The following is an 18,352-nucleotide window of genomic DNA, read 5'->3' as shown; positions in this document are numbered from 1 at the left end:
CGGCGGGGCCTGATCCAGACCGGCTCCCCGTCGCGGGTTGAGCCGTGCAACGGCAGCGCCGGTCGAGTCCCTCCCGGCTTCTCCGCCGGCTTTCCTCCCCCTGATCCGTGGGGAGATACGAGAAAGTAGCCTCGTCACCATGAGTCCTGCAGCCGATTCCTACACCTCCGGCGTATCGAAGATCTCCGCACCGGCCGGCCCGCGCAATCCCGGGCAGCCCGCGTGGAACCCGCAGCGCTCGAGCGCCATGCCGAATCACCGGTACCGCTCGTACGCCGACGAGGTCGAGCAGATCTCGCTCCCCGACCGCACGTGGCCCGACAAGGTCGCCCAGACCGCCCCGCTGTGGTGCGCCGTCGACCTGCGCGACGGCAATCAGGCGCTCATCGATCCGATGAGCCCGGCGCGCAAGCGCCGCATGTTCGATCTCCTGGTTCGTATGGGCTACAAGGAGATCGAGGTCGGATTCCCGTCCGCCAGCCAGACCGATTTCGACTTCGTGCGCGAGATCATCGAGGACGGCGCCATCCCCGACGACGTCACGATCCAGGTGCTGGTGCAGTGCCGCGACGAGCTGATCGAGCGCACCTTCGAGGCCTGCCAGGGCGCGAAGAACGTGATCGTGCACTTCTACAACTCCACCTCCGTGCTGCAGCGCCGCGTGGTCTTCCGCGCCGATAAGGCGGCGATCAAGAAGATCGCCACCGACGCCGCGCACAAGGTGCTCGAAGAGCAGAAGAAGTACCCGGACACCTCGTGGCGCTACGAATACTCGCCCGAGTCGTACACCGGCACCGAGCTCTCCTTCGCCAAGGAGGTGTGCGACGCCGTGACCGAGATCATCGCTCCCACACCGGAGAAGCCGATGATCCTGAACCTGCCGGCCACCGTCGAGATGGCGACCCCGAACGTCTACGCGGACTCGATCGAGTGGATGAGCCGCAACCTGGCCCGCCGGGATTCGGTGATCCTGTCGCTGCACCCGCACAACGACCGCGGTGAAGGCGTGTCCGCGGCCGAGCTGGGCTACCTGGCCGGCGCCGACCGCATCGAGGGCTGCCTGTTCGGCAACGGCGAGCGCACCGGCAACGTCTGTCTGGTCACCTTGGGCCTCAACATGTTCAGCCGCGGCATCGATCCGCAGATCAACTTCGCCGATATCGACGAGATCCGGCGCACGGTCGAGTACTGCAACCAGCTGCCCGTGCCCGAGCGCCACCCGTACGGCGGCGATCTGGTGTACACCGCCTTCTCCGGCAGCCACCAGGACGCGATCAACAAGGGCCTCGATCAGATGAAGATCGACGCCGACGAGGCCGATAAGGACGTCGACGACATCCTGTGGCAGGTGCCCTACCTGCCGATCGACCCGAAGGACGTGGGCCGCTCGTACGAGGCCGTGATCCGCGTGAACAGCCAGTCCGGCAAGGGCGGCGTCGCGTACATCATGAAGTCGGACCACGGCCTGGCGCTGCCGCGCCGCCTGCAGATCGAGTTCAGCCAGTCGGTGCAGAAGATCACCGACGGCGAGGGCGGCGAGGTGACGCCCAAGGAGATGTGGGACGTCTTCGCCGGCGAGTACATCGACCCGATCCTGCCCCTGGAGCGGATGCGCCAGAAGGTCACCGCATCCGAGGTCGACGGTGGCGTGGACCGCATCGACGCGGTGGTCAAGGTCAACGGCAAGGAGCAGGAGATCTCCGGCGAGGGCAACGGTCCGCTCGCGGCCTTCGTCGACGCGATCGGCACCGTCGGCTTCGACGTGCGGGTCCTGGATTACAGCGAGCACGCCCTGTCCGCCGGTGACGACGCGCAGGCCGCCGCCTACGTCGAGGCGATCGTCCGCGTGGGCGACGAGGACCGCACCGTGTGGGGCGTGGGGATCGCACCGTCGATCACCACCGCTTCGCTCCGCGCCGTCGTCTCCGCGGTGAACCGCGCGCACGGCAGCGTGCAGTCGGAGCAGGAAGCGGTCGGCGAGGCGTCGACGCGGACGTGGGCTCCGTAGTCACGACGTGACCGTGATGGGTGGAGGTATTGCTGCTCGCTAGGCTTCGCAGAAGCGCTCGCAGCGATACCTCCACCCATCACTCGTTTCTACGCCCGGCCGCGTGCCGGCCCGCGAGGAATCGCGACAGCTCCGCAGCGATACGCGCGGGCTGGTCGATCTGGGCGAGAACGTAAGCGTCGTCGATTTCGACGAGTGTCGAGCGAGGGATCAAACGAACCAGGCGGACGCCGTGGTCTCGGGGCATGACCTTCCCTGCAGCAGACCACAGGACGAGGGCCTCTCCCGGAAATCGCTTCAGCGCTTCGGTGTTCTCAATCAGCACACGCTTGTCGAAGCCAGAGCGAAGGTACTTGAGAAGATCACGCCGGACCCTCGAGTCGTTGAGGCCCGGTTCGGTCCAGCCGCGCACCATGGCGTCGTCCAGCGATGCAGTCGTCATCCATCCGAAGGACATCGGCAGCCTCGACAGCCAGCGGATCCGCATCTGCCACAGGGCGAACCACACGCCACCTGGAAGGTAGGCCGCCGCCCTGGCTGCAACGCCCGGGAGCCCGGGCGGGAAGTTGTCGAAGGCCTCACAGGGTAGGGCGACGATCGCGCCGACGCGTTGATCGAGACCGTAGGCGGTGAGGAAGAGCCCGCCGCCCCAGTCGCTGTGAACCACGGTCACATCGTCCAACTCGAGAGCCTCAAGGAATTCGGCGATCAGCACGTTCAAACCGTGCATCGACAGATCGGCGTCGACCCTCAGAGGTTCCGTGTGCCCGCCCAACGGCAATGTCGGACGGATGCATCGGTAGTGCGGCGGTAGCAGGTCGATCACCCCGTCCCAGACGGTGTGGTTCATCAACAGGCCGTGTAGGAAGACGACCGGCGGCCCCTCCCCGGATTCCACGTAGTGCACTCGGCCCGCAGTCAGATCAATGGTCGGCACGGCTCACCACTCCCTAGAATGCTCGTTCTAGAACGATTACTCTAGGCTAGGTGCGTGAGCGACAATCCGTCAAACACCCGCACCCGCCTCATCGTCGCGATGACGGAGTCGCTACGACGCCGCGGCTACAACGGGACCTCGGTGAAGGACGTGACAGTTGCCGCCACGTCCACCATCGGCTCGATGTACCACCACTTCCCTGAAGGCAAGCCCGCGCTCACCCGCTCCGCACTCCACGATGCGGGCGCGGCGTACATGGAACTGCTTCCCGCACTGCTTGATCAGCACGAAGATCTATCGACGACTGTTCAGCTCACCTTCGAAGCAGCGGCACAGCAGATGGAGGCGGCAGGATGGCTGAACCTGTGCCCGGTCGGTACCGTCGCGGGTGAGGTCGCAGACACCGAACCTGAGCTGCGCGCGGCGATCGCCGACATAATCGAGGGCTGGTTCGAGCGTGGTGCCGAGTACTTCGTCGGGCGCGGGCTTCCACCGGAGACCGCACGCGAGTTCACCCTTGCCGCTCTGTCTGCGCTGGAAGGAGCCTTCATCCTCAGCCGGACAGTCCGTTCGACCGCTCCCGTTCTGGCGGCGGGGCGCGCGATGTCGGCCTTCGCCGCGGAGATCACGTCCGATTCGGCATCGATCCGACTGCGCTGACTCCACGACCAGTGCGGGTGCGGATGGCGAGGGCGGCGAAGGCGATCACCGCGAGGCCGCCGAGGATCGTGGACCAGCCGATACTCTCACCCAGAAGCAGAGCAGCCCAGGCGATTCCGAAGACGGGCTGCGCCAGCTGGACCTGGCTCACCGTGGTCATGGGGCCGATCGCGAGGCCGCGATACCAGGCGAAGAAGCCGAGGTACATGCTGATCACGCCCAGGTAGGCGAAGGCGAGCCAGCCGTTGGTGGTCGCGTGCAGGCCGTTCCGGGCGCTGACCGCGGTGAGTACCACCATCACCGGAGAGGCCACGATGAGTGCCCACGAGATCGTCTGCCAGGCACCGATCTCCCGGGACAACAGACCGCCCTCCGCGTAGCCGACCGCGGCGGCGATCACCGCACCGAACAACAGGAGGTCGGAGGCCCGGAGCGAGCCGAAGCCACCGCCCTGCAGCACCGCGAAGGCCACGGCGGCCACGGTGCCCGCCGCGGCGAGCACCCAGAAGCGCAGCGGCGGACGCTCCCCGCCGCGCCACACCGCGACCACGGCGGTGGCCGCCGGGAGCAGGGCGATCACCACGGCACCGTGCGATGCGGACGCGGTGGTCAACGCGAATGAGGTGAACACCGGGAAACCGACCACCACCCCCAGGGCCACCACCGCCACGCGCAGCCACTGCGATCCGCGGGGCAACGCCTGCCGGGTGGCGATCAGAGCGATGGCGGCCAGTGCCGCGGCGATCACCGCTCGCCCGGCGCCCGCGAACAGGGGCGGCAGGCCGCCGTCGGCGACCGCGACCCGGGTGAGCGGGATCGAGAAGGAGAAGGCGACCACACCGACCAGGCCCCAGACCAGGCCACGGGAGGGCGACGGTGACGATATCGGTCGCCGCTCGAGAAGAGTAGCGCTATCCTGTTGATTCATGTTCAACGATAGCAGTGGAGATCGGCTCGCGACAGCGCTGCGCACCTGGATCGCCTCGGCGCCCTCCGGCGCGCAGTTGCCGTCCACCCGAACCCTCGTGGCGGAGCACCAGGTCAGCCCCGTCACGGTGCAGCGGGCGCTGCGTTCCCTCGCGGCGCAGGGGCTCGTCGAATCCCGCCCCGGTGTGGGCACCTTCGTCCGCGGAGAGCGCCCGGCACGCCCCGTCGACTTCGGCTGGCAGACCGCGGCACTCGGCGTGCAGGGGCGGCGCACGCCCGGTACGCCCACCGCGCTCCGGCCGAACGACGGTGACGCCATCGCCCTGCAATCGGGCTACCCCGCTCGGGAGCTGCTACCCGAAAGGCTCGTGCGCGCGGCCTTCGCCCGTGCCGCGCGGAACGAGTCACTGCTCGATCGCACACCCAGCGCGGGAATCCCCGAATTGCGCTCCTGGTTCGCCACGGAACTGCAATCGCTCACGCCCGCCCGGGTGGCCCCGGCCTCGGCCCGCGATGTAGTGGTCACCCCCGGCAGCCAGGGCGGACTCCTCACGACCTTCCGCGCGCTCGTCGGCGCCGGGCGGCCGCTGCTGATGGAGTCGCCCACCTACTGGGGCGCCATCCTGGCCGCGGAGAGCGCCGGGGTCGACGTGATCCCGGTTCCCAGCGGACCGGACGGCCCGGATCCCGAGGTGGTCGAGCGCATCCTCGCCGAGACCGGTGCCCGCGCCTTCTACGCGCAGCCCGCCTTCGCGAGCCCGACGGGAGCGGTGTGGAGTTCCGAACGCGCCGAACGCATCCTCGACGCGGTGCGCACCGCCGGGGCATTCCTCATCGAGGACGACTACGCCCGGGACTTCAGCATCGACGCGGAGCCGGTACCACTGGCCACCCGCGACGAATCCGGCCACGTGGTGTACATCCGGTCGCTGAGCAAATCCGTGGCGCCGGCGGTCCGCGTGGCGGCGATCGTGGCGCGCGGTCCCGCCCGCGACCGGATCGTGGCCGATATCCAGGCCGATGCCATGTACACGAGCGGGGTGCTGCAGACCGTGGCGCTCGACGTGATCACACAGCCGGCGTGGCGAACTCACGTGCGGCGATTGGGGCGTCAGCTCAGCGAGCGCCGCGATCTGTTGCTGCGGTCACTGCACGAGCACGCACCGTCGGTCTCCGTGGACAGGGTGCCGCGCGGCGGACTCGCCCTGTGGGCACGGCTGCCCCACGATGTGGAGCTGGCCGCGGTGGTCGACCGGTGTCGACGGAACGGGCTCATCGTGGGTGTCGGCGACGAGTGGTTCCCGGCCGAACCCACCGGGAACTACCTGCGGCTGGCCTACGCCGGACCTGAGCCCTCGCGATTCGAGGAGGCCGCGAAGATCCTGGGTTCCGCGCTCGCCTGGTGATCAGACCGTGGGGGTGAACGCCTCGAACCACACCTGCTCGCGAGGGAGCCCGCACCGCCGCAACTGGTCCGCGAGCCCCGTCATGAACGGCATCGGACCGCACAGGTAGGCATGCGTATCGGGCCGCATGGGCAGTGTCGAGACGTCGATGCGCCCGCGACGTTCACCGTCGATGAGCGGGTACGGGTCCGGGAGATCGTCGTACCAGACATGCAGCGTGGCACCGGGAATGCGTTGCACCAACTCGGATAGTTCGGCGCGATGCGCGTGTGTCGCGCGGGACCGGTCGGCGTGAGCGACCCTGACGCTCCGGTCCCCGCCCTCCTCGGCGAGGTGGTACAGCATGCCGAGGACCGGCGTGATGCCGATCCCTGCGGAGGCGAGCAGCAGCGGCACCGAGGGATCACTGTCGAGCACGATGTCACCGAAGGGCGGCGATACCGACAGCCGGGTTCCCTCGAAGGCGTACTCGTGCAGGTGCGTCGAGACCTCGCCGTCCCGTCGTACACCGATCCGCCAGCGTCCGACTCCCGCGCCGGAGAGGCTGTACTGACGGATCTGGTGGGCTCCGTCGGGAAGCGTCACCGCGACCGAGATGTACTGCCCAGGTTGGAATGCGGGGAGCGGCGCACCGTCGGGATCGGCCATGACGAAGGCCACGGTGTGCGGCGATTCCTGTCGGCGCTCTGCCACCACGACCGCGCGCCACACCGTGTCCGGAGAGACCTCGGCGCGGCGGTACAGCTCGGCCTCGATGGCGATGAGTTCCTCGGCCAACTGCCAGTACAAGGCGGTCCACGCCTGCGTGACCTCCGGGGTCACCGCCTCGCCGAGCACCTCGGCGATGGCCGCGAACAAGTGGTCGTACACCACCGGGTACTGCTCGGGTGCCACGCCGAGCGAAGCATGTTTGTTCGCTACCCGCTCCAGCATCGACGATGCATCGACAGCATCGTCGACAACGGCGGTGGCGTACATCGCGATCGACGCCGCCAGTGACCGTTGCTGCGCACCCACGGCCTGATTGCCGCGATTGAACAGATCGCGCTCCAGTTCGGGATGGGCGGTGAACAGGCGGCGGTAGAAGTTCGGCGTGATCGTGTCGATCGCACCACCGACGACGGGCAGGGTGTCGCGAATGACGGTGCGGTGCGCGGCGGAGAGCATAGCGGTGGTCCTTCTGGCCGATGGACGAATTTCCTACGACGCTACGTAGTAGATACCGACCGCACCAGGGACACCTGTCCCGCGTCCCCGGGACTCGCCTACAGGACCTCTATCGCTTGAGCCCGTGCCGCTTGGCCACGATCTTCGAGACCACCTCGATGGGCACGAGTCGCTTGAGCAGGAAGACGAACGGCGCATTGCTGCCCACCGCGTAGAACTCGCGGGGCGGATCGGCCTCGATCGCCTTCACGATCACCTCGGCCACCTGCTTCGGCGTGATCCCCGCGCGTTCGTTCTTGTCGAGATTGTCGATCATGGTGTCGAAGTCGGTGCGGTACACCGAATCATCGGCCACGTACTTGGTACGGCGCTCGCCGATGCCGGTGGCGATCGAACCGGGTTCCACCGTGCTCACCCACACCCCGAAGGGCGAGAGCTCCTGGCGCGCAGCCGCGGCGAAGCCCTTGAGCGCCGCCTTGGCGGCCACGTAGGAGCCGCGGTAGGCGAGCGGAAAGCTGGCGAGCATGGATCCCACCATGATAACGCGGCCGTAACCGCGATCCCGCATGCCCGGGAGGAGCGGCTGCGTCAGCTGGACGGCGCCGAAGACGTTCGTCTGGAACAACCGGTCCACCGCATCGGCGGGCAGTTCCTCCAGTGGTCCGGACTGACTCTCGCCGGCGTTGTTCACCACGATGTCCACATCGCCGGCCGCCTTCGCACACGCGGCCACCGACGCGCGATCGGCGAGATCGAGCGCGAGGTACTCGACGCCGGGGATGCGCTTATCGGCGGGCACGGTGTCGGGGTTGCGGCTGGTGCCCAGCACGCGGTAGCCCTTCTGCGCCAGCAGGCGCGCCACCTCCAGTCCGATTCCCGACGATGCCCCTGTCACCAGGGCGGTGCGTGCGCTCATGCCGTCTTCCCTCCAGTCGGATTGCCGGTCGCTGCGGCCGCGGCCCGTCCGGCTGTCATCCCCGAGAATATGCACCCGCCGAGGAAGGTGCCCTCTAGGGCGTTGTAGCCGTGCACGCCGCCACCGCCGAAACCGGCCACCTCGCCCGCGGCGTACAGGCCGGGGACGGGCGCACCGTCGGACCCGAGGACCCGCGCCGAGAGATCGGTCTCGAGCCCGCCGAGCGTCTTGCGGGAGAGGATGTTCAGGCGCACTGCGATGAGCGGCCCGTGCTCCGGGTCGAGGATGCGGTGCGGTTTGGTCACCCGTACCACCTTGTCGCCCAGGTAGTTCCGGGCGTTGTGGACGGCCTGGAGCTGCGCGTCCTTGCTGAAGGCGTTCGTCACTTCCCGATCGCGGGCCACGATCTGCCCACGCAGGTGCTCGATGTCCACGTGACCGCCGCGGCCGATCCGGTTCATGCCCTCGACGAGTTCCTCGAGGGTATCGGCCACGATGAAGTCCTCGCCGTGTTGCTTGAAGGCCTCGACGGGGCCGGGCGCGCCCTTGGACTTGATCCGACCGAGGGCCAGTTTGAGGTCCTTCTCCGTGATGTCGGGGTTCTGTTCGGACCCGGACAGTGCGAACTCCTTCTCGATGATCGTCTCGGTGAGCACGAACCACGAGTAATCGTAGCCGGTCTCGAGAATCGCCTTCATCGTCGAATTGGTGTCGAAACCGGGGAAATTGGGGGCGGCGAAGCGATTGCCGTTCGCGTCGAACCAGAGCGACGACGGTCCCGGGATGATCCGGATGGCGTGCTTCGGCCAGATCGGATCCCAGTTGTGGATGCCCTCCGTGTAGGCCCACACCCGGTCCCGATTGACGATGTTCGCGCCCGCCTCCTCGGAGATCGCGAGCATGCGCCCGTCGACGTGTGCGGGCACACCGGCGATCATGTGCTGCGGAAAGGGCCCCAGCCTGTCGGTGGGCCAGTACTTCTCCATCAGCTCGAAGTTGTGGCCGATGCCGCCCGAGGTGACGAGGACCGCCGGGGCCCGGAACTCGAAATCGCCCACCGTCTCCCGGTTCGACGCCACGCCGCGCTCGGTATCGCTCTCCGCCAGGAGCGCGCCGCGCACGCCGGTCACGGCACCGTCGTCGCCGCGCAGCAGTTCGTCGACCCGGTGCCGGAACGCGAACCGGACCAGGCCGGCCTGCTCGGCCCGCTCGACCGGCTCGCGGAAGACGCGCACCACCTCGGGGCCGGTGCCCCAGGTGAGATGGAAACGCGGCACCGAGTTGCCGTGACCGTCGGCCGCGCCGCCGCCGCGCTCGGCCCACCCGACCACGGGGGTGAAGCCGAGACCCAGGCGGCGCAGGTAATCCCGCTTACGATCGGTGGCGAAATCGACGTACGCACGGGCCCACTGCCGAGGCCAGTGATCCTCGTCGTCACGGTCGAACCCGGCGGAACCGAACCAGTCCTGTAGCGCGAGTTCCTTCGAATCCTTGATGCCCAGGCGACGCTGCTCGGGCGAATCCACGAGGAACAGGCCGCCCAGGCTCCAGAAAGCCTGGCCGCCCAGATTGTTGCGATTCTCCTGGTCCAGGATCAGCACCCGGCGACCCGCGCGGGACAGCTCGTACGCGGCGACGAGACCGGCGAGGCCCGCACCCACCACGATCGCATCGGGACGGAATCCGTCGGGTCCGGTGTGCTGCGCCTCCGCCATGGATCGCCTCTCGATCGATAAATAGACTGGGTGGTCTAGTTATCGGTATCATGGCACGCACCGATGCCCGGGTCAACGGAATGCGAGGTACTGGTGGCGAAAGGCGACCGCACGCGCGCACGCAGCGTCGAACGCTTCCTCGACGCGGGACTCGCCGTCTTCGCCGAGCGCGGCTTCCACGCCGCCTCGATGGACGAGATCTGCGCCCGCGCGGAACTCTCCCGCGGCGCCTTCTACTCGAATTTCGCCGGCAAGGAGGCGCTGTTCCTCGCCCTCTTCGACCGGCACGCGGAGCACCAGATCGGACGCATCGCCCGCGCGATCGAATCCGCGCCCACGCTCGACGAGGCGATCGCGAACGCCGCACTCGCCGCCGGGTCCGACGATCCCGACGAACGCCGGTGGTCCCTGCTGTCCACCGAGTTCACCATCTACGCCGCCCGCGACACCGCGGCCGCGGCCCGGCTCACCGCGCGCGATCGCGCCGTGCGCGACCGCCTCGCGGCCGCGATCGCCCGGTTCGACGTCGCTCCGGCCGAGGCCCAGGCCCTCGCCCGGTACGCCATCGCGCTGTACGAGGGCGCCATGATGACCCACCTCGTGGACGGCGACACCGCCGCCGCCCGCGGCCTCCTCACCCGCTTCCTGCCCGCCGGGCTGCACACCGTGGAGGGCGCACCGCGCTAGCGTGGAGAGCGGTGCCGAACATCACGAACGACCAGATCATCGGATTCCGCCTGCGCACGCACGGCCTCGCGGAACGGCTCGACAAGGCCGCACTCGCGACCGCGGCCGGACGGTGCGGTGTCCAGGACAGCCCGCCCGGCTCCGCGCTCCTCGCGCTGCACGCCCGGGTGCGCGGCGTGACCCCCGGCACGGTGGCCGAGGCGCTCGAATCGCGGCTCCTACTGCGCACCTGGTGCATGCGCGGTGCGCCGTTCCTCGTTCCGACCGCCGAGGCGGCGGTCTTCACCACCGGGGTGCTGCCGCCCACCGAGAGCGCCGCGCGGCATCTCATCCAGGGGGTGGGTCCCGCGCTGGATGCCCTCGGGCTCGGCCTCGATGAGGCCGTCGATCTCACCGCGCGCCACACCGCCACGGTGCTCGCCGATCGGCGACTCGCGATCGCACAGCTCGGCGCCGAGGTGGCCGGCGCGATCGCACCCGAGCTCGGCGCGGAACAGCGCACCGTCTGGGAGGCGGAGGGGCCGCACGCACCTGGTCAGCCCCTCGGCGAGGCCGTCGTGCACTTCTGCGTCCGCATCCTCGCCCTGCGCGGACAGGTCTGTTTCGCACCCCGTGACGGCAACACCGCGCCCTTCGCGCTCACCGACGAGTGGCTGCCCGAGCCGGTGCCCGCCCGCGCCCCCGAGGACGCGCGCGCCGAACTCCTACGCCGCTACCTCCGCTGCTACGGCCCCACCACCCGAGCGGATTTCGCCGCCTGGCTCGGTGTCCGCGCCGGCGACGTGGGGCCCTGGTGGGAGACCCTCGCCGATCGGCTCGAACGGGTCGACACCGACGGCGCCCGCGCCTGGGTGCACACCGACGACCTCGCCGAGCTCCGTGCGTCCGAACTCCCCACGGGCGTGCGACTGCTGCCACCGCGTGACCCGTACACGCAGGCGCGGGATCACTCGGTGATCGTCGCCCCCGAGCATCACCGCGCGGTCTGGCGACCGGTCGGCGAACCCGGCACCGTCCTGCTCGACGGCCGCATCGTGGGGCTGTGGCGGCCCCGCAAGGACGGGGACCGGCTCACGCTCACCGTGACGCCCTTCGCCCGACTGGCCGCGGCGGACCGTGCGGCCGTGAGTATCGAGGCGGAGGCCGTCGGCGCGTTGCGCGGCGCCACCTCGACGGTGGTGGTTTTCGACTCCTAGGACAGCGCCTGCGCGCCGATGCCGAGCCGCCGCGCGAGATGGGTCGGTGGCAGCCGCGGCCCGTCGGACGTGCCGAGCCGCTCCCGCAGGGTGGACGGTGCCGCACCCGGTCCGTCGACCAGCCCGCGGCGGCGCAGCTCCGGCACGAGGTGCTCCGCGAGATCGGCGAAGGTCCCGGGCAGGGTCACGTACATGAAGTTGAAGCCGTCGACGTCGGCCTCGTCCTGCCACTGCTGCAGGCGATCGGCGATCGTCGCCGGGGAACCGGCCAGCACCGGTCCGCGCCCCCCGATGCTCACGAAACGCGCCAGCTCGCCCACCGTCCACTCGTGGTCGGCGTCGCGGGTGAAGGCGTCGAGTGCGGATCGATTGGCATCGGTGGTCACGTGCACCAGCGGAGCGTCGGACGGGAGGCCCGCCAGATCCACCCCGGTCCATCCGCCGAACAGGGCGAGCGCCCCGGATTCGCTGGCGGATTCACGGTATTCGAGGAGCGCGGACTCCGCCTCCTCGTCGGTGGCGCGGACGATGGCGGTGAGCCCCGCGATCACCCGTACGGACCGCGGATCGCGCCCCTCTGCCTCCGCCTCCGCGCGGACCGCCGCCACCGTGGACCGCACCGAGGCGGGAGTCGGGCCGATCACGAAGACCGCCTCGGCGTGCCGGCCCGCGAACCGCCGCCCACGCGGTGAGGCCCCGGCCTGGAAGATGACCGGGGTGCGCTGCGGCGAGGGCTCGCACAGGAAGGCGCCCGGAACGGCGAAATACTCTCCCCGGTGGTCGATGTCGCGCACCTGGTCGGGACGGGCGTACACGCCGGTGCCGCGGTCGGCGATCACGGCGTCGTCGGTCCACGAATGCTCCCACAGCTTGTAGCAGACTTCGAGGTACTCGTCGGCGATGTCGTAGCGCTGATCGTGCGGGATCTGCGTGGTGAAGCCCAGGTTCTTCGCCGCAGAGTCCAGGTACCCGGTGACCACGTTCCAGCCGATCCGCCCGCGGGTGAGGTGATCGAGAGTGGTCATCCGCCGGGCCAGCGCGTAAGGCTGTTCGTAGGTGGTCGAGACCGTCACGCCGAAACCGAGATTCCGCGTGGCCGCGGCCATGGCGGACACCGCCAGGATCGGATCGTTCACCGGGACCTGCAGCGCGGAGCGGACCGCCTCATCGCGGTTGCCGCCGTAGACGTCGTAGGTGCCCAGCACGTCCGCCAGGAAGAGGGCGTGGAATCCCGCTTCGTCGAGCAGGCGGGCGAGCGAGATCCAGTGATCCAGATCGGTGTAGTGGGTGCTCCGGTCCTCCGCCCGGGTCCACAGGCCCGCGGACTGGTGACCCACACAGGCCATGGCGAAGGCGCTCAGCAGCAGCGTCCGGGTCATGCGATCGCCTCCGCCGCAACGTGATCCTGCGGCACCGCGCGCCGCACCGGCCGCGTCTCCGGCGCGAGGATCACTCCCACGGCGGAGAGCACCGCCAGTACGGAGACGAACCCGGCCACCAGCCAGGGCGTTCCGCCGCCAACGGTGAGGAGCGCGGCGGCGACGAGCGGCGTGAGCCCACCGCCCAGAACGGCACCCACCGCGTATCCGATCGATGCACCGCTGTACCGCACGTCGATCGGGAAGAGCTCGGCGAAGAAGGCGCCCTGCGCTCCGTACTGGCTGTCGTGCCCGATGTTGATACCGATCACGAAGGCCAGCACGATCAGCGCAGCGCTTCCCGTCCCGATCAACACGAAGGCCGGTGCGGTGAAGACGGCGGTGACCAAGGCCCCGAACAGGTACACGGGCCGGCGCCCGAGCCGGTCGGACAGTGCGCCCCACAGCGGCGTCGCCGCCAAACCGATGATCGACGCCACGAGCGTGGCCACCAGGCCGATCGGCGCCCCGTCCGAGCGGACCTCACGGACGATGTAGGTGAGCATGAAGACGGTGTAGAGGGTGTACACGGAGTTCTGGCCGATGCGCATCAGGACCGTGAGCCCGACGGTGCGCCGGTGCCGGCGCAGCACCTCGCGGACCGGGGAGCGGTGCACGCCGCCGCTCGCCCGGAGCTCCTCGAACTCGGCGGAGTCCCGCACCGAGAGGCGCACCACCAGACCGACGATCACGAGGACGGCGCTGAGCAGGAACGGGATCCGCCACCCCCACGCCGTGAACGCGGCACCGCCGAGCACGGCGTGCACCGCGGTGTAGATCGAGGTGGCGAGGATCATTCCCGCGGCCGATCCGGCCTGCGGGAGCGCTCCGAACAGCCCGCGCCGATCCGCCGGTGCGTGTTCGACGGCCAACAGAACCGCTCCGCCCCATTCGATTCCGGCGGACAAGCCCTGGAGCAGGCGCAGCAGGGTGAGCAGGACCGGCGCCGCGACGCCGATGGCCGCGTACCCCGGAAGCAGGCCGATCGCACTGGTCGCCAGTCCCATCAGGACGAGCGAGGCCACCAACACCCGCTTGCGGCCGATCCGATCGCCGAGGTGCCCGGCGATCGCCCCGCCCAGCGGCCGGGCGAGGAATCCGACAGCGTATGTGGCGAAGGCGGCCAGGACACCACCCGCCGGCGAAGCCGATGGGAAGAACAACGGCCCCAGGATCAGTGCGGAAGCCGTTCCGTAGAGATAGAAGTCGTACCATTCGACCGACGTCCCGACGAAGGAGGCGAGCGCCACCCTCCGCCGCTCGGCCCTCGTTCCCTGCGCAGTCACACCGGGACGATCCCAGCTCCGTCAGCCCCGGTCGACCGTTGGAATCTGCTTGATGCCAACACCGTCCGCGTGCACGGCGGCGACCTCCTCGTCGAGCGCACGCAGTACCGCGGCCACCGCGGGGCGCCGCTCGGCACCCGGCCGGGTGGCCACCTCCAGGATGCGGGCCGCGAGCACGCCGACGATCTCCAGGCCACGCACACGCGGGTGCGTGACCGCGTGCCGCGCCACCAGGGCCACACCGAGCCCGGCGGCCACCATCGCCTGAATGGTGTGGAAATCGTTGATCCGCTGCACCACCCGCGGCTGCACTCCGGTGAGGGTCGCGAGCGAGCGGAGCACATCGTCGACCGGGAAGCCATCGCGCACGCTGATCCAATCGAGGTCCGCGAGCTGCGAGGCGTCCACCCGCCCGGCGGCCGCGAGCGGATGATCGACCGGGACCACCAGATCGATCGGCTCACGCATGAGAATCCGTGACGCGATCCGCGGGCCGCCGAGGGCCGGGGCGCGCTCATCGCGGTGCGCCACCACCACATCGGCGTCGGCGAGCATCGCAGGGAGTTCGGTGCCGGGGAGATCGGCGTCCGCCGCGAGCACCTGCACGCCGGCCGCAGCGGCGCGGCGCAGGACACCGGGCAGGAGCAGTTCGGCGGCGGACGGGAACAGGGTCAGCCGCACCACCCCCGTCGGGGTCGAGCGGTACCGCTCCATCTCGGCCCGGGCACGATCGAGCTCCCCCAACACCGACTCCGCCCGCACCACCAGGGCGAGCCCGGCATCGGTGAGCCGCACCCGGCGACCGTCGGGCTCCAGCAGATCCACCCCGGCTTCCCGGGCCAGCACCTTGAGCTGCTGCGACACCGCCGACGGCGTCATGTCCATCGCCCGCGCCGTGGCCGCCACCGTGCCGCGATCGGCCAGCTCGCGCAGGATCCGCAGGCGATGAACGTCCATGCCGATCAGGCTACGTCAGTGAAGCGCTACTACACACTCCGTGCAGAAGTATTCGATTGTTCTGAGGATTCATCCGCGGAAGACTCGACTGTCATGAGTCCCCGCCACCGCCTCGTCGCCCTCACCGTCGTCGTGCTGTGGGGGCTGAACTTCCTGGCCATCCGGTACGGGCTCGACTACTTCCCGCCCTTCTTCCTGGGCGCGCTGCGATTCCTGGTGATCGCGATCCCGGTGGTGCTGTTCGTGCCGCGGCCGAACGTCCCCACCCGCTGGCTGGTGCTGTACGGCGTGGGCTTCGGCACGCTGCAGTTCGCGTTCCTGTTCCTGGCCATGCACCTCGGCATGCCCACCGGTCTCGCCTCGCTGGTGCTGCAGTCGTCGGCACCGTTCACCGTGGTGCTGGGCGCGCTGCTGCTCCGGGAGAAGCTGAGCACGCGGCAGATCGTGGGGATCACCGTGGCGGTCGCCGGGATGGGGCTGATCGTGGCCGACCGGGCCGGCCACGGCGCCGCCGCGGGCGTGGTCCCGGTGCTGCTCACGCTGGCCGCGGGTCTCGGCTGGGCCTTCGGCAACCTCGGCAGCCGGCTGGCACGCGCCGAGGAGCCGATGCGGCTCACGTTGTGGATGGCCGTGGTGCCGCCGATCCCGATGCTGATCCTCAGCGCCGTGATCGAGGGACCGACCACCGGCTGGACCCTGCTCGCGCACAGCTTCACCAGCGACGCCGGGATCAAGGCGCTCGGCGGCCTTGCCTACATCGTGCTGCTCGGCACCGTCGTGGGATCGGGCCTGTGGACCTGGCTCATGGCCCGGTACCCGTCGTCGACGGTGGCACCCGTCTCGCTCATGGTGCCGGTGGTGGGGATCGCCGCCAGCTCGCTGTTCCTCGGCGAGCATCCGTCGGCGCTCGCCCTGGTCGGGGCCGCCGTGGTGATCACCGGGTGCCTCGCCGGGATGATGCAGCGGGCCCCGCGGGCGGCACCGTCGGCCGAACCGGCGCCGGTCACCGCCTGACCCGGCCTACCGCTGCGCGATGAGCGCGATGGTCGAGGCGCCGAGCTGCACATCGCGATCACCGATCACCCCGGCGAGCGCGGCGCGCAGGGCGGCCTTGCGATCGTCCGGCAGCGTGGAGTGGGCGGAGTAGGTGAAGACCAGGTCGAGCCACCGGCCGGCGGGCTGGGTCTCGGTCCAGGAGTCCTCGCGCGTGCTCACCGTGAAGCCCGCCGCCGTGAATCGCTCCCCCAGCGCGGCGAGCGCGGACTCGGCCCGCGTGGGGTCGGCGCTCACCGCGTCCACGTTGACGTAGTCCTCGCTCGCGGCCCGCAGCTCCTCGTTCGACGGGGTGGTCGGCCGCAGCTTGTTCCACAGCAGGGCCACGCGCCCACCCGGATTCAGCAGGCCCGCGAGCCGCGGCACCGCGGCGTCGGCGTCCACCCAGTGCCAGGACTGGCCGAAGGTCACCAGGTCGTACGTGCAGCCGGCGGTGTCCCACTCCTCGAAGGTGGCCACCTCGGCGGGCACGCCGGAGGCGCGGGCCACCTCCGCCATCGCGGCATCGGGTTCCACCACCAGCACGTCCAGCCCGCGGTCGCGGAGCTGGCGCGACAGGATGCCCGTCCCGGCCCCCACATCGACCGCGGTCGCGGCGCCCGCGGCGATCGCATCGACGGTGGAATCCGCGTAGCGCGGACGGAGCCGGTCGTAGGCGTCGGCGATGGCACCGAAGGACAGGGCCCGGCGACGATCCTCGTGGAGTTCAGCCATGAATCCAGCGTAGGGGCAGGTGGCCTATCCTGGAGCGCATGCCCGGACTCCCCCTCCGCGCCCGCACGGCGCTGCTCGCCGCCCGATCCGCAGCCTGGGCGTCACAGCGCGCAGGCCGGGGCAAGGGCTCGATGATCGGCGGCCTCGTGGCGCTGAAGATCGATCCGAATCTCATGACCAGCCTCGCCGCGGGCAAGCGGACCGCCGTGATCACCGGCACCAACGGCAAGTCGACCACCACCCGGATGGCGGCGACCGCACTCGCCACGCTCGGCCGGCAGGTGGCCACGCAGGCCGACGGCGCCAACATGGACGCCGGCATCGTGGCCGCCCTCACCGCCCACCGGACGGCCCCGCTCGCCGCCCTCGAGGTCGACGAGCTGCACGTGCCGCACGTGCTCGACGCCGTGCACGCCGAGGCACTCGTGCTGCTCAATCTGTCCCGCGATCAGCTCGACCGGGTGGGCGAGATCAACGCCATCGAGCGGAAGATCCGCGCCGCCGTGGACGCGCACCGCGATCTGACCGTGGTGGCCAACTGCGACGACGTGCTGGTGGCCTCGGTGGCCTACGACGCGGCGAAGGTCGTCTGGGTCGCGGCCGGCGCGGGCTGGACCTCGGATTCGGTCTCCTGCCCCCGGTCGGGCGAGCCGATCGTGCGCGACGGTGAGCACTGGTACTCGACCGGCACCGACTTCGCGCGGCCGACGCCCGACTGGTGGGTGGACGAGACGAACATCTACGGTCCGAACGGTTTCGTGGCACCGCTGGTGCTGAAGCTGCCCGGGAAGGCGAACCGGGGCAACGCCGCCCAGGCCGTGGCCGCCGCCGTCGCGATGGGCGCCGACCCCGCCGCCGCGGTGCGCGCCGTGGGCACCGTGGGCGAGGTGGCAGGACGGTATTCGACGGTGACCGTCGGCCGGCACACGGTGCGAATGTTGTTGGCCAAGAACCCGGCCGGCTGGCAGGAGGCGATGTCGATGATCGACGGCACCGCCGAAGGACTGGTGATCGCCGTGAACGGACAGGTGCCCGACGGCGAGGACCTGTCCTGGCTGTGGGACGTGCAGTTCGAGCGGTTCGAGAACGGCAAGGTGGTGGCCTCCGGTGAGCGCGGCGCCGATCTGGCGGTGCGACTCACCTACGCCGGGGCCGAACACTCCCTGGTCACGGACCCGGTGGCGGCCATCGCCTCCTGCCCGCCCGGGCGAGTGGAGGTACTCGCGAACTACACGGCGTTCCGCGATCTGAACACGGCACTGGAGGGGCGCATCCGATGATCGACTTCTCCGGATCCGAAACGCG

16 protein-coding genes are annotated in these 18,352 nt (G+C 69.9%); 7 read left to right on the top strand and 9 right to left on the bottom strand.

What is annotated here, in order from left to right; translation table 11 throughout:
* Positions 1-139 precede the first annotated feature (139 nt).
* Entirely contained in the window at positions 140-2,008 is a 1,869-nt protein-coding gene (gene leuA, locus TTY48_RS10310) for a 2-isopropylmalate synthase (RefSeq protein ID WP_220657400.1), read from the top strand.
* 79 nt (positions 2,009-2,087) lie between these two features.
* Here leuA and TTY48_RS10305 read toward each other — a convergent pair whose 3' ends face one another.
* The gene (locus TTY48_RS10305; protein ID WP_220657399.1) at positions 2,088-2,945 is read right to left on the bottom strand and encodes an alpha/beta fold hydrolase; all 858 of its coding nucleotides are present in this window, start codon (positions 2,943-2,945) and stop codon (positions 2,088-2,090) included.
* Between the two features lie 54 nt (positions 2,946-2,999).
* Here TTY48_RS10305 and TTY48_RS10300 point away from each other — a divergent pair, with 54 nt between their 5' ends.
* Complete coding sequence (locus tag TTY48_RS10300) at positions 3,000-3,605, top strand: TetR/AcrR family transcriptional regulator (RefSeq protein ID WP_255585615.1); 606 nt, start codon at positions 3,000-3,002, stop codon at positions 3,603-3,605.
* Here the strand turns inward: TTY48_RS10300 and TTY48_RS10295 are convergent.
* Positions 3,571-4,533, bottom strand: a complete 963-nt coding sequence (locus tag TTY48_RS10295) for a DMT family transporter (RefSeq protein ID WP_220657398.1) — start codon at positions 4,531-4,533, stop codon at positions 3,571-3,573. The two genes, TTY48_RS10300 and TTY48_RS10295, sit on opposite strands and share 35 nt — an antisense overlap.
* On the opposite strand from TTY48_RS10295, the gene TTY48_RS10290 reads away from it, so the two are divergent.
* Entirely contained in the window at positions 4,532-5,938 is a 1,407-nt protein-coding gene (locus TTY48_RS10290) for a PLP-dependent aminotransferase family protein (RefSeq protein ID WP_220657397.1), read from the top strand. The two genes, TTY48_RS10295 and TTY48_RS10290, sit on opposite strands and share 2 nt — an antisense overlap.
* On the opposite strand, the gene TTY48_RS10285 is transcribed toward TTY48_RS10290, so the two are convergent.
* The 3 genes from TTY48_RS10285 to TTY48_RS10275 form a co-directional block, all read right to left on the bottom strand.
* Positions 5,939-7,105 carry a globin domain-containing protein gene (locus TTY48_RS10285; RefSeq protein WP_220657396.1) on the bottom strand — a complete coding sequence of 389 codons (1,167 nt, stop codon included), beginning with the start codon at positions 7,103-7,105 and terminating at the stop codon, positions 5,939-5,941. It abuts the gene before it with no gap.
* Between the two features lie 109 nt (positions 7,106-7,214).
* Complete coding sequence (locus TTY48_RS10280; RefSeq protein WP_220657395.1) at positions 7,215-8,021, bottom strand: SDR family NAD(P)-dependent oxidoreductase; 807 nt, start codon at positions 8,019-8,021, stop codon at positions 7,215-7,217.
* Positions 8,018-9,736, bottom strand: coding sequence for an FAD-binding dehydrogenase (locus TTY48_RS10275; protein WP_220657394.1), 1,719 nt, complete (start codon positions 9,734-9,736; stop codon positions 8,018-8,020). The genes TTY48_RS10280 and TTY48_RS10275 overlap by 4 nt, the downstream gene beginning before the upstream one ends.
* A gap of 93 nt (positions 9,737-9,829) precedes the next feature.
* On the opposite strand from TTY48_RS10275, the gene TTY48_RS10270 reads away from it, so the two are divergent.
* Together TTY48_RS10270 and TTY48_RS10265 are read left to right on the top strand one after the other, a co-directional pair.
* A complete protein-coding gene (locus TTY48_RS10270) occupies positions 9,830-10,423 on the top strand; it encodes a TetR/AcrR family transcriptional regulator (RefSeq protein WP_220657393.1) in 594 nt (197 codons plus the stop codon).
* A gap of 11 nt (positions 10,424-10,434) precedes the next feature.
* Complete coding sequence (locus TTY48_RS10265) at positions 10,435-11,619, top strand: winged helix DNA-binding domain-containing protein (protein WP_220657392.1); 1,185 nt, start codon at positions 10,435-10,437, stop codon at positions 11,617-11,619.
* On the opposite strand, the gene TTY48_RS10260 is transcribed toward TTY48_RS10265, so the two are convergent.
* Genes TTY48_RS10260 through TTY48_RS10250 form a run of 3 tightly spaced genes read right to left on the bottom strand, consistent with a single transcriptional unit; the run spans position 11,616 to position 15,280 of the window.
* Positions 11,616-12,998: an LLM class flavin-dependent oxidoreductase gene (locus TTY48_RS10260; RefSeq protein ID WP_220657391.1), complete on the bottom strand. Its 1,383-nt coding sequence runs from the start codon at positions 12,996-12,998 to the stop codon at positions 11,616-11,618. The genes TTY48_RS10265 and TTY48_RS10260 overlap by 4 nt on opposite strands.
* Complete coding sequence (locus TTY48_RS10255; protein WP_255585614.1) at positions 12,995-14,323, bottom strand: MFS transporter; 1,329 nt, start codon at positions 14,321-14,323, stop codon at positions 12,995-12,997. Before TTY48_RS10255 ends, TTY48_RS10260 begins: the two co-directional genes overlap by 4 nt.
* Before the next feature lie 21 nt (positions 14,324-14,344).
* A complete protein-coding gene (locus TTY48_RS10250) occupies positions 14,345-15,280 on the bottom strand; it encodes a LysR family transcriptional regulator (RefSeq protein WP_220657390.1) in 936 nt (311 codons plus the stop codon).
* Positions 15,281-15,373: 93 nt separating this feature from the next.
* On the opposite strand from TTY48_RS10250, the gene TTY48_RS10245 reads away from it, so the two are divergent.
* A complete protein-coding gene (locus TTY48_RS10245) occupies positions 15,374-16,294 on the top strand; it encodes an EamA family transporter (protein WP_220657389.1) in 921 nt (306 codons plus the stop codon).
* 6 nt (positions 16,295-16,300) lie between these two features.
* On the opposite strand, the gene TTY48_RS10240 is transcribed toward TTY48_RS10245, so the two are convergent.
* Positions 16,301-17,047 carry a trans-aconitate 2-methyltransferase gene (locus tag TTY48_RS10240; protein ID WP_220657388.1) on the bottom strand — a complete coding sequence of 249 codons (747 nt, stop codon included), beginning with the start codon at positions 17,045-17,047 and terminating at the stop codon, positions 16,301-16,303.
* Between the two features lie 38 nt (positions 17,048-17,085).
* On the opposite strand from TTY48_RS10240, the gene TTY48_RS10235 reads away from it, so the two are divergent.
* On the top strand, positions 17,086-18,327 hold the full coding sequence (locus TTY48_RS10235; protein ID WP_220657387.1) for a Mur ligase family protein: 1,242 nt from the start codon (positions 17,086-17,088) through the stop codon (positions 18,325-18,327).
* Positions 18,328-18,352 lie beyond the last annotated feature (25 nt).

This window comes from Tsukamurella sp. TY48 (genome assembly GCF_019656655.1).
GTDB lineage: Bacteria > Actinomycetota > Actinomycetes > Mycobacteriales > Mycobacteriaceae > Tsukamurella > Tsukamurella strandjordii.
Note: the sequence above shows the minus strand (reverse complement) of the source record. Positions and strands in the feature narration are given on the sequence as shown.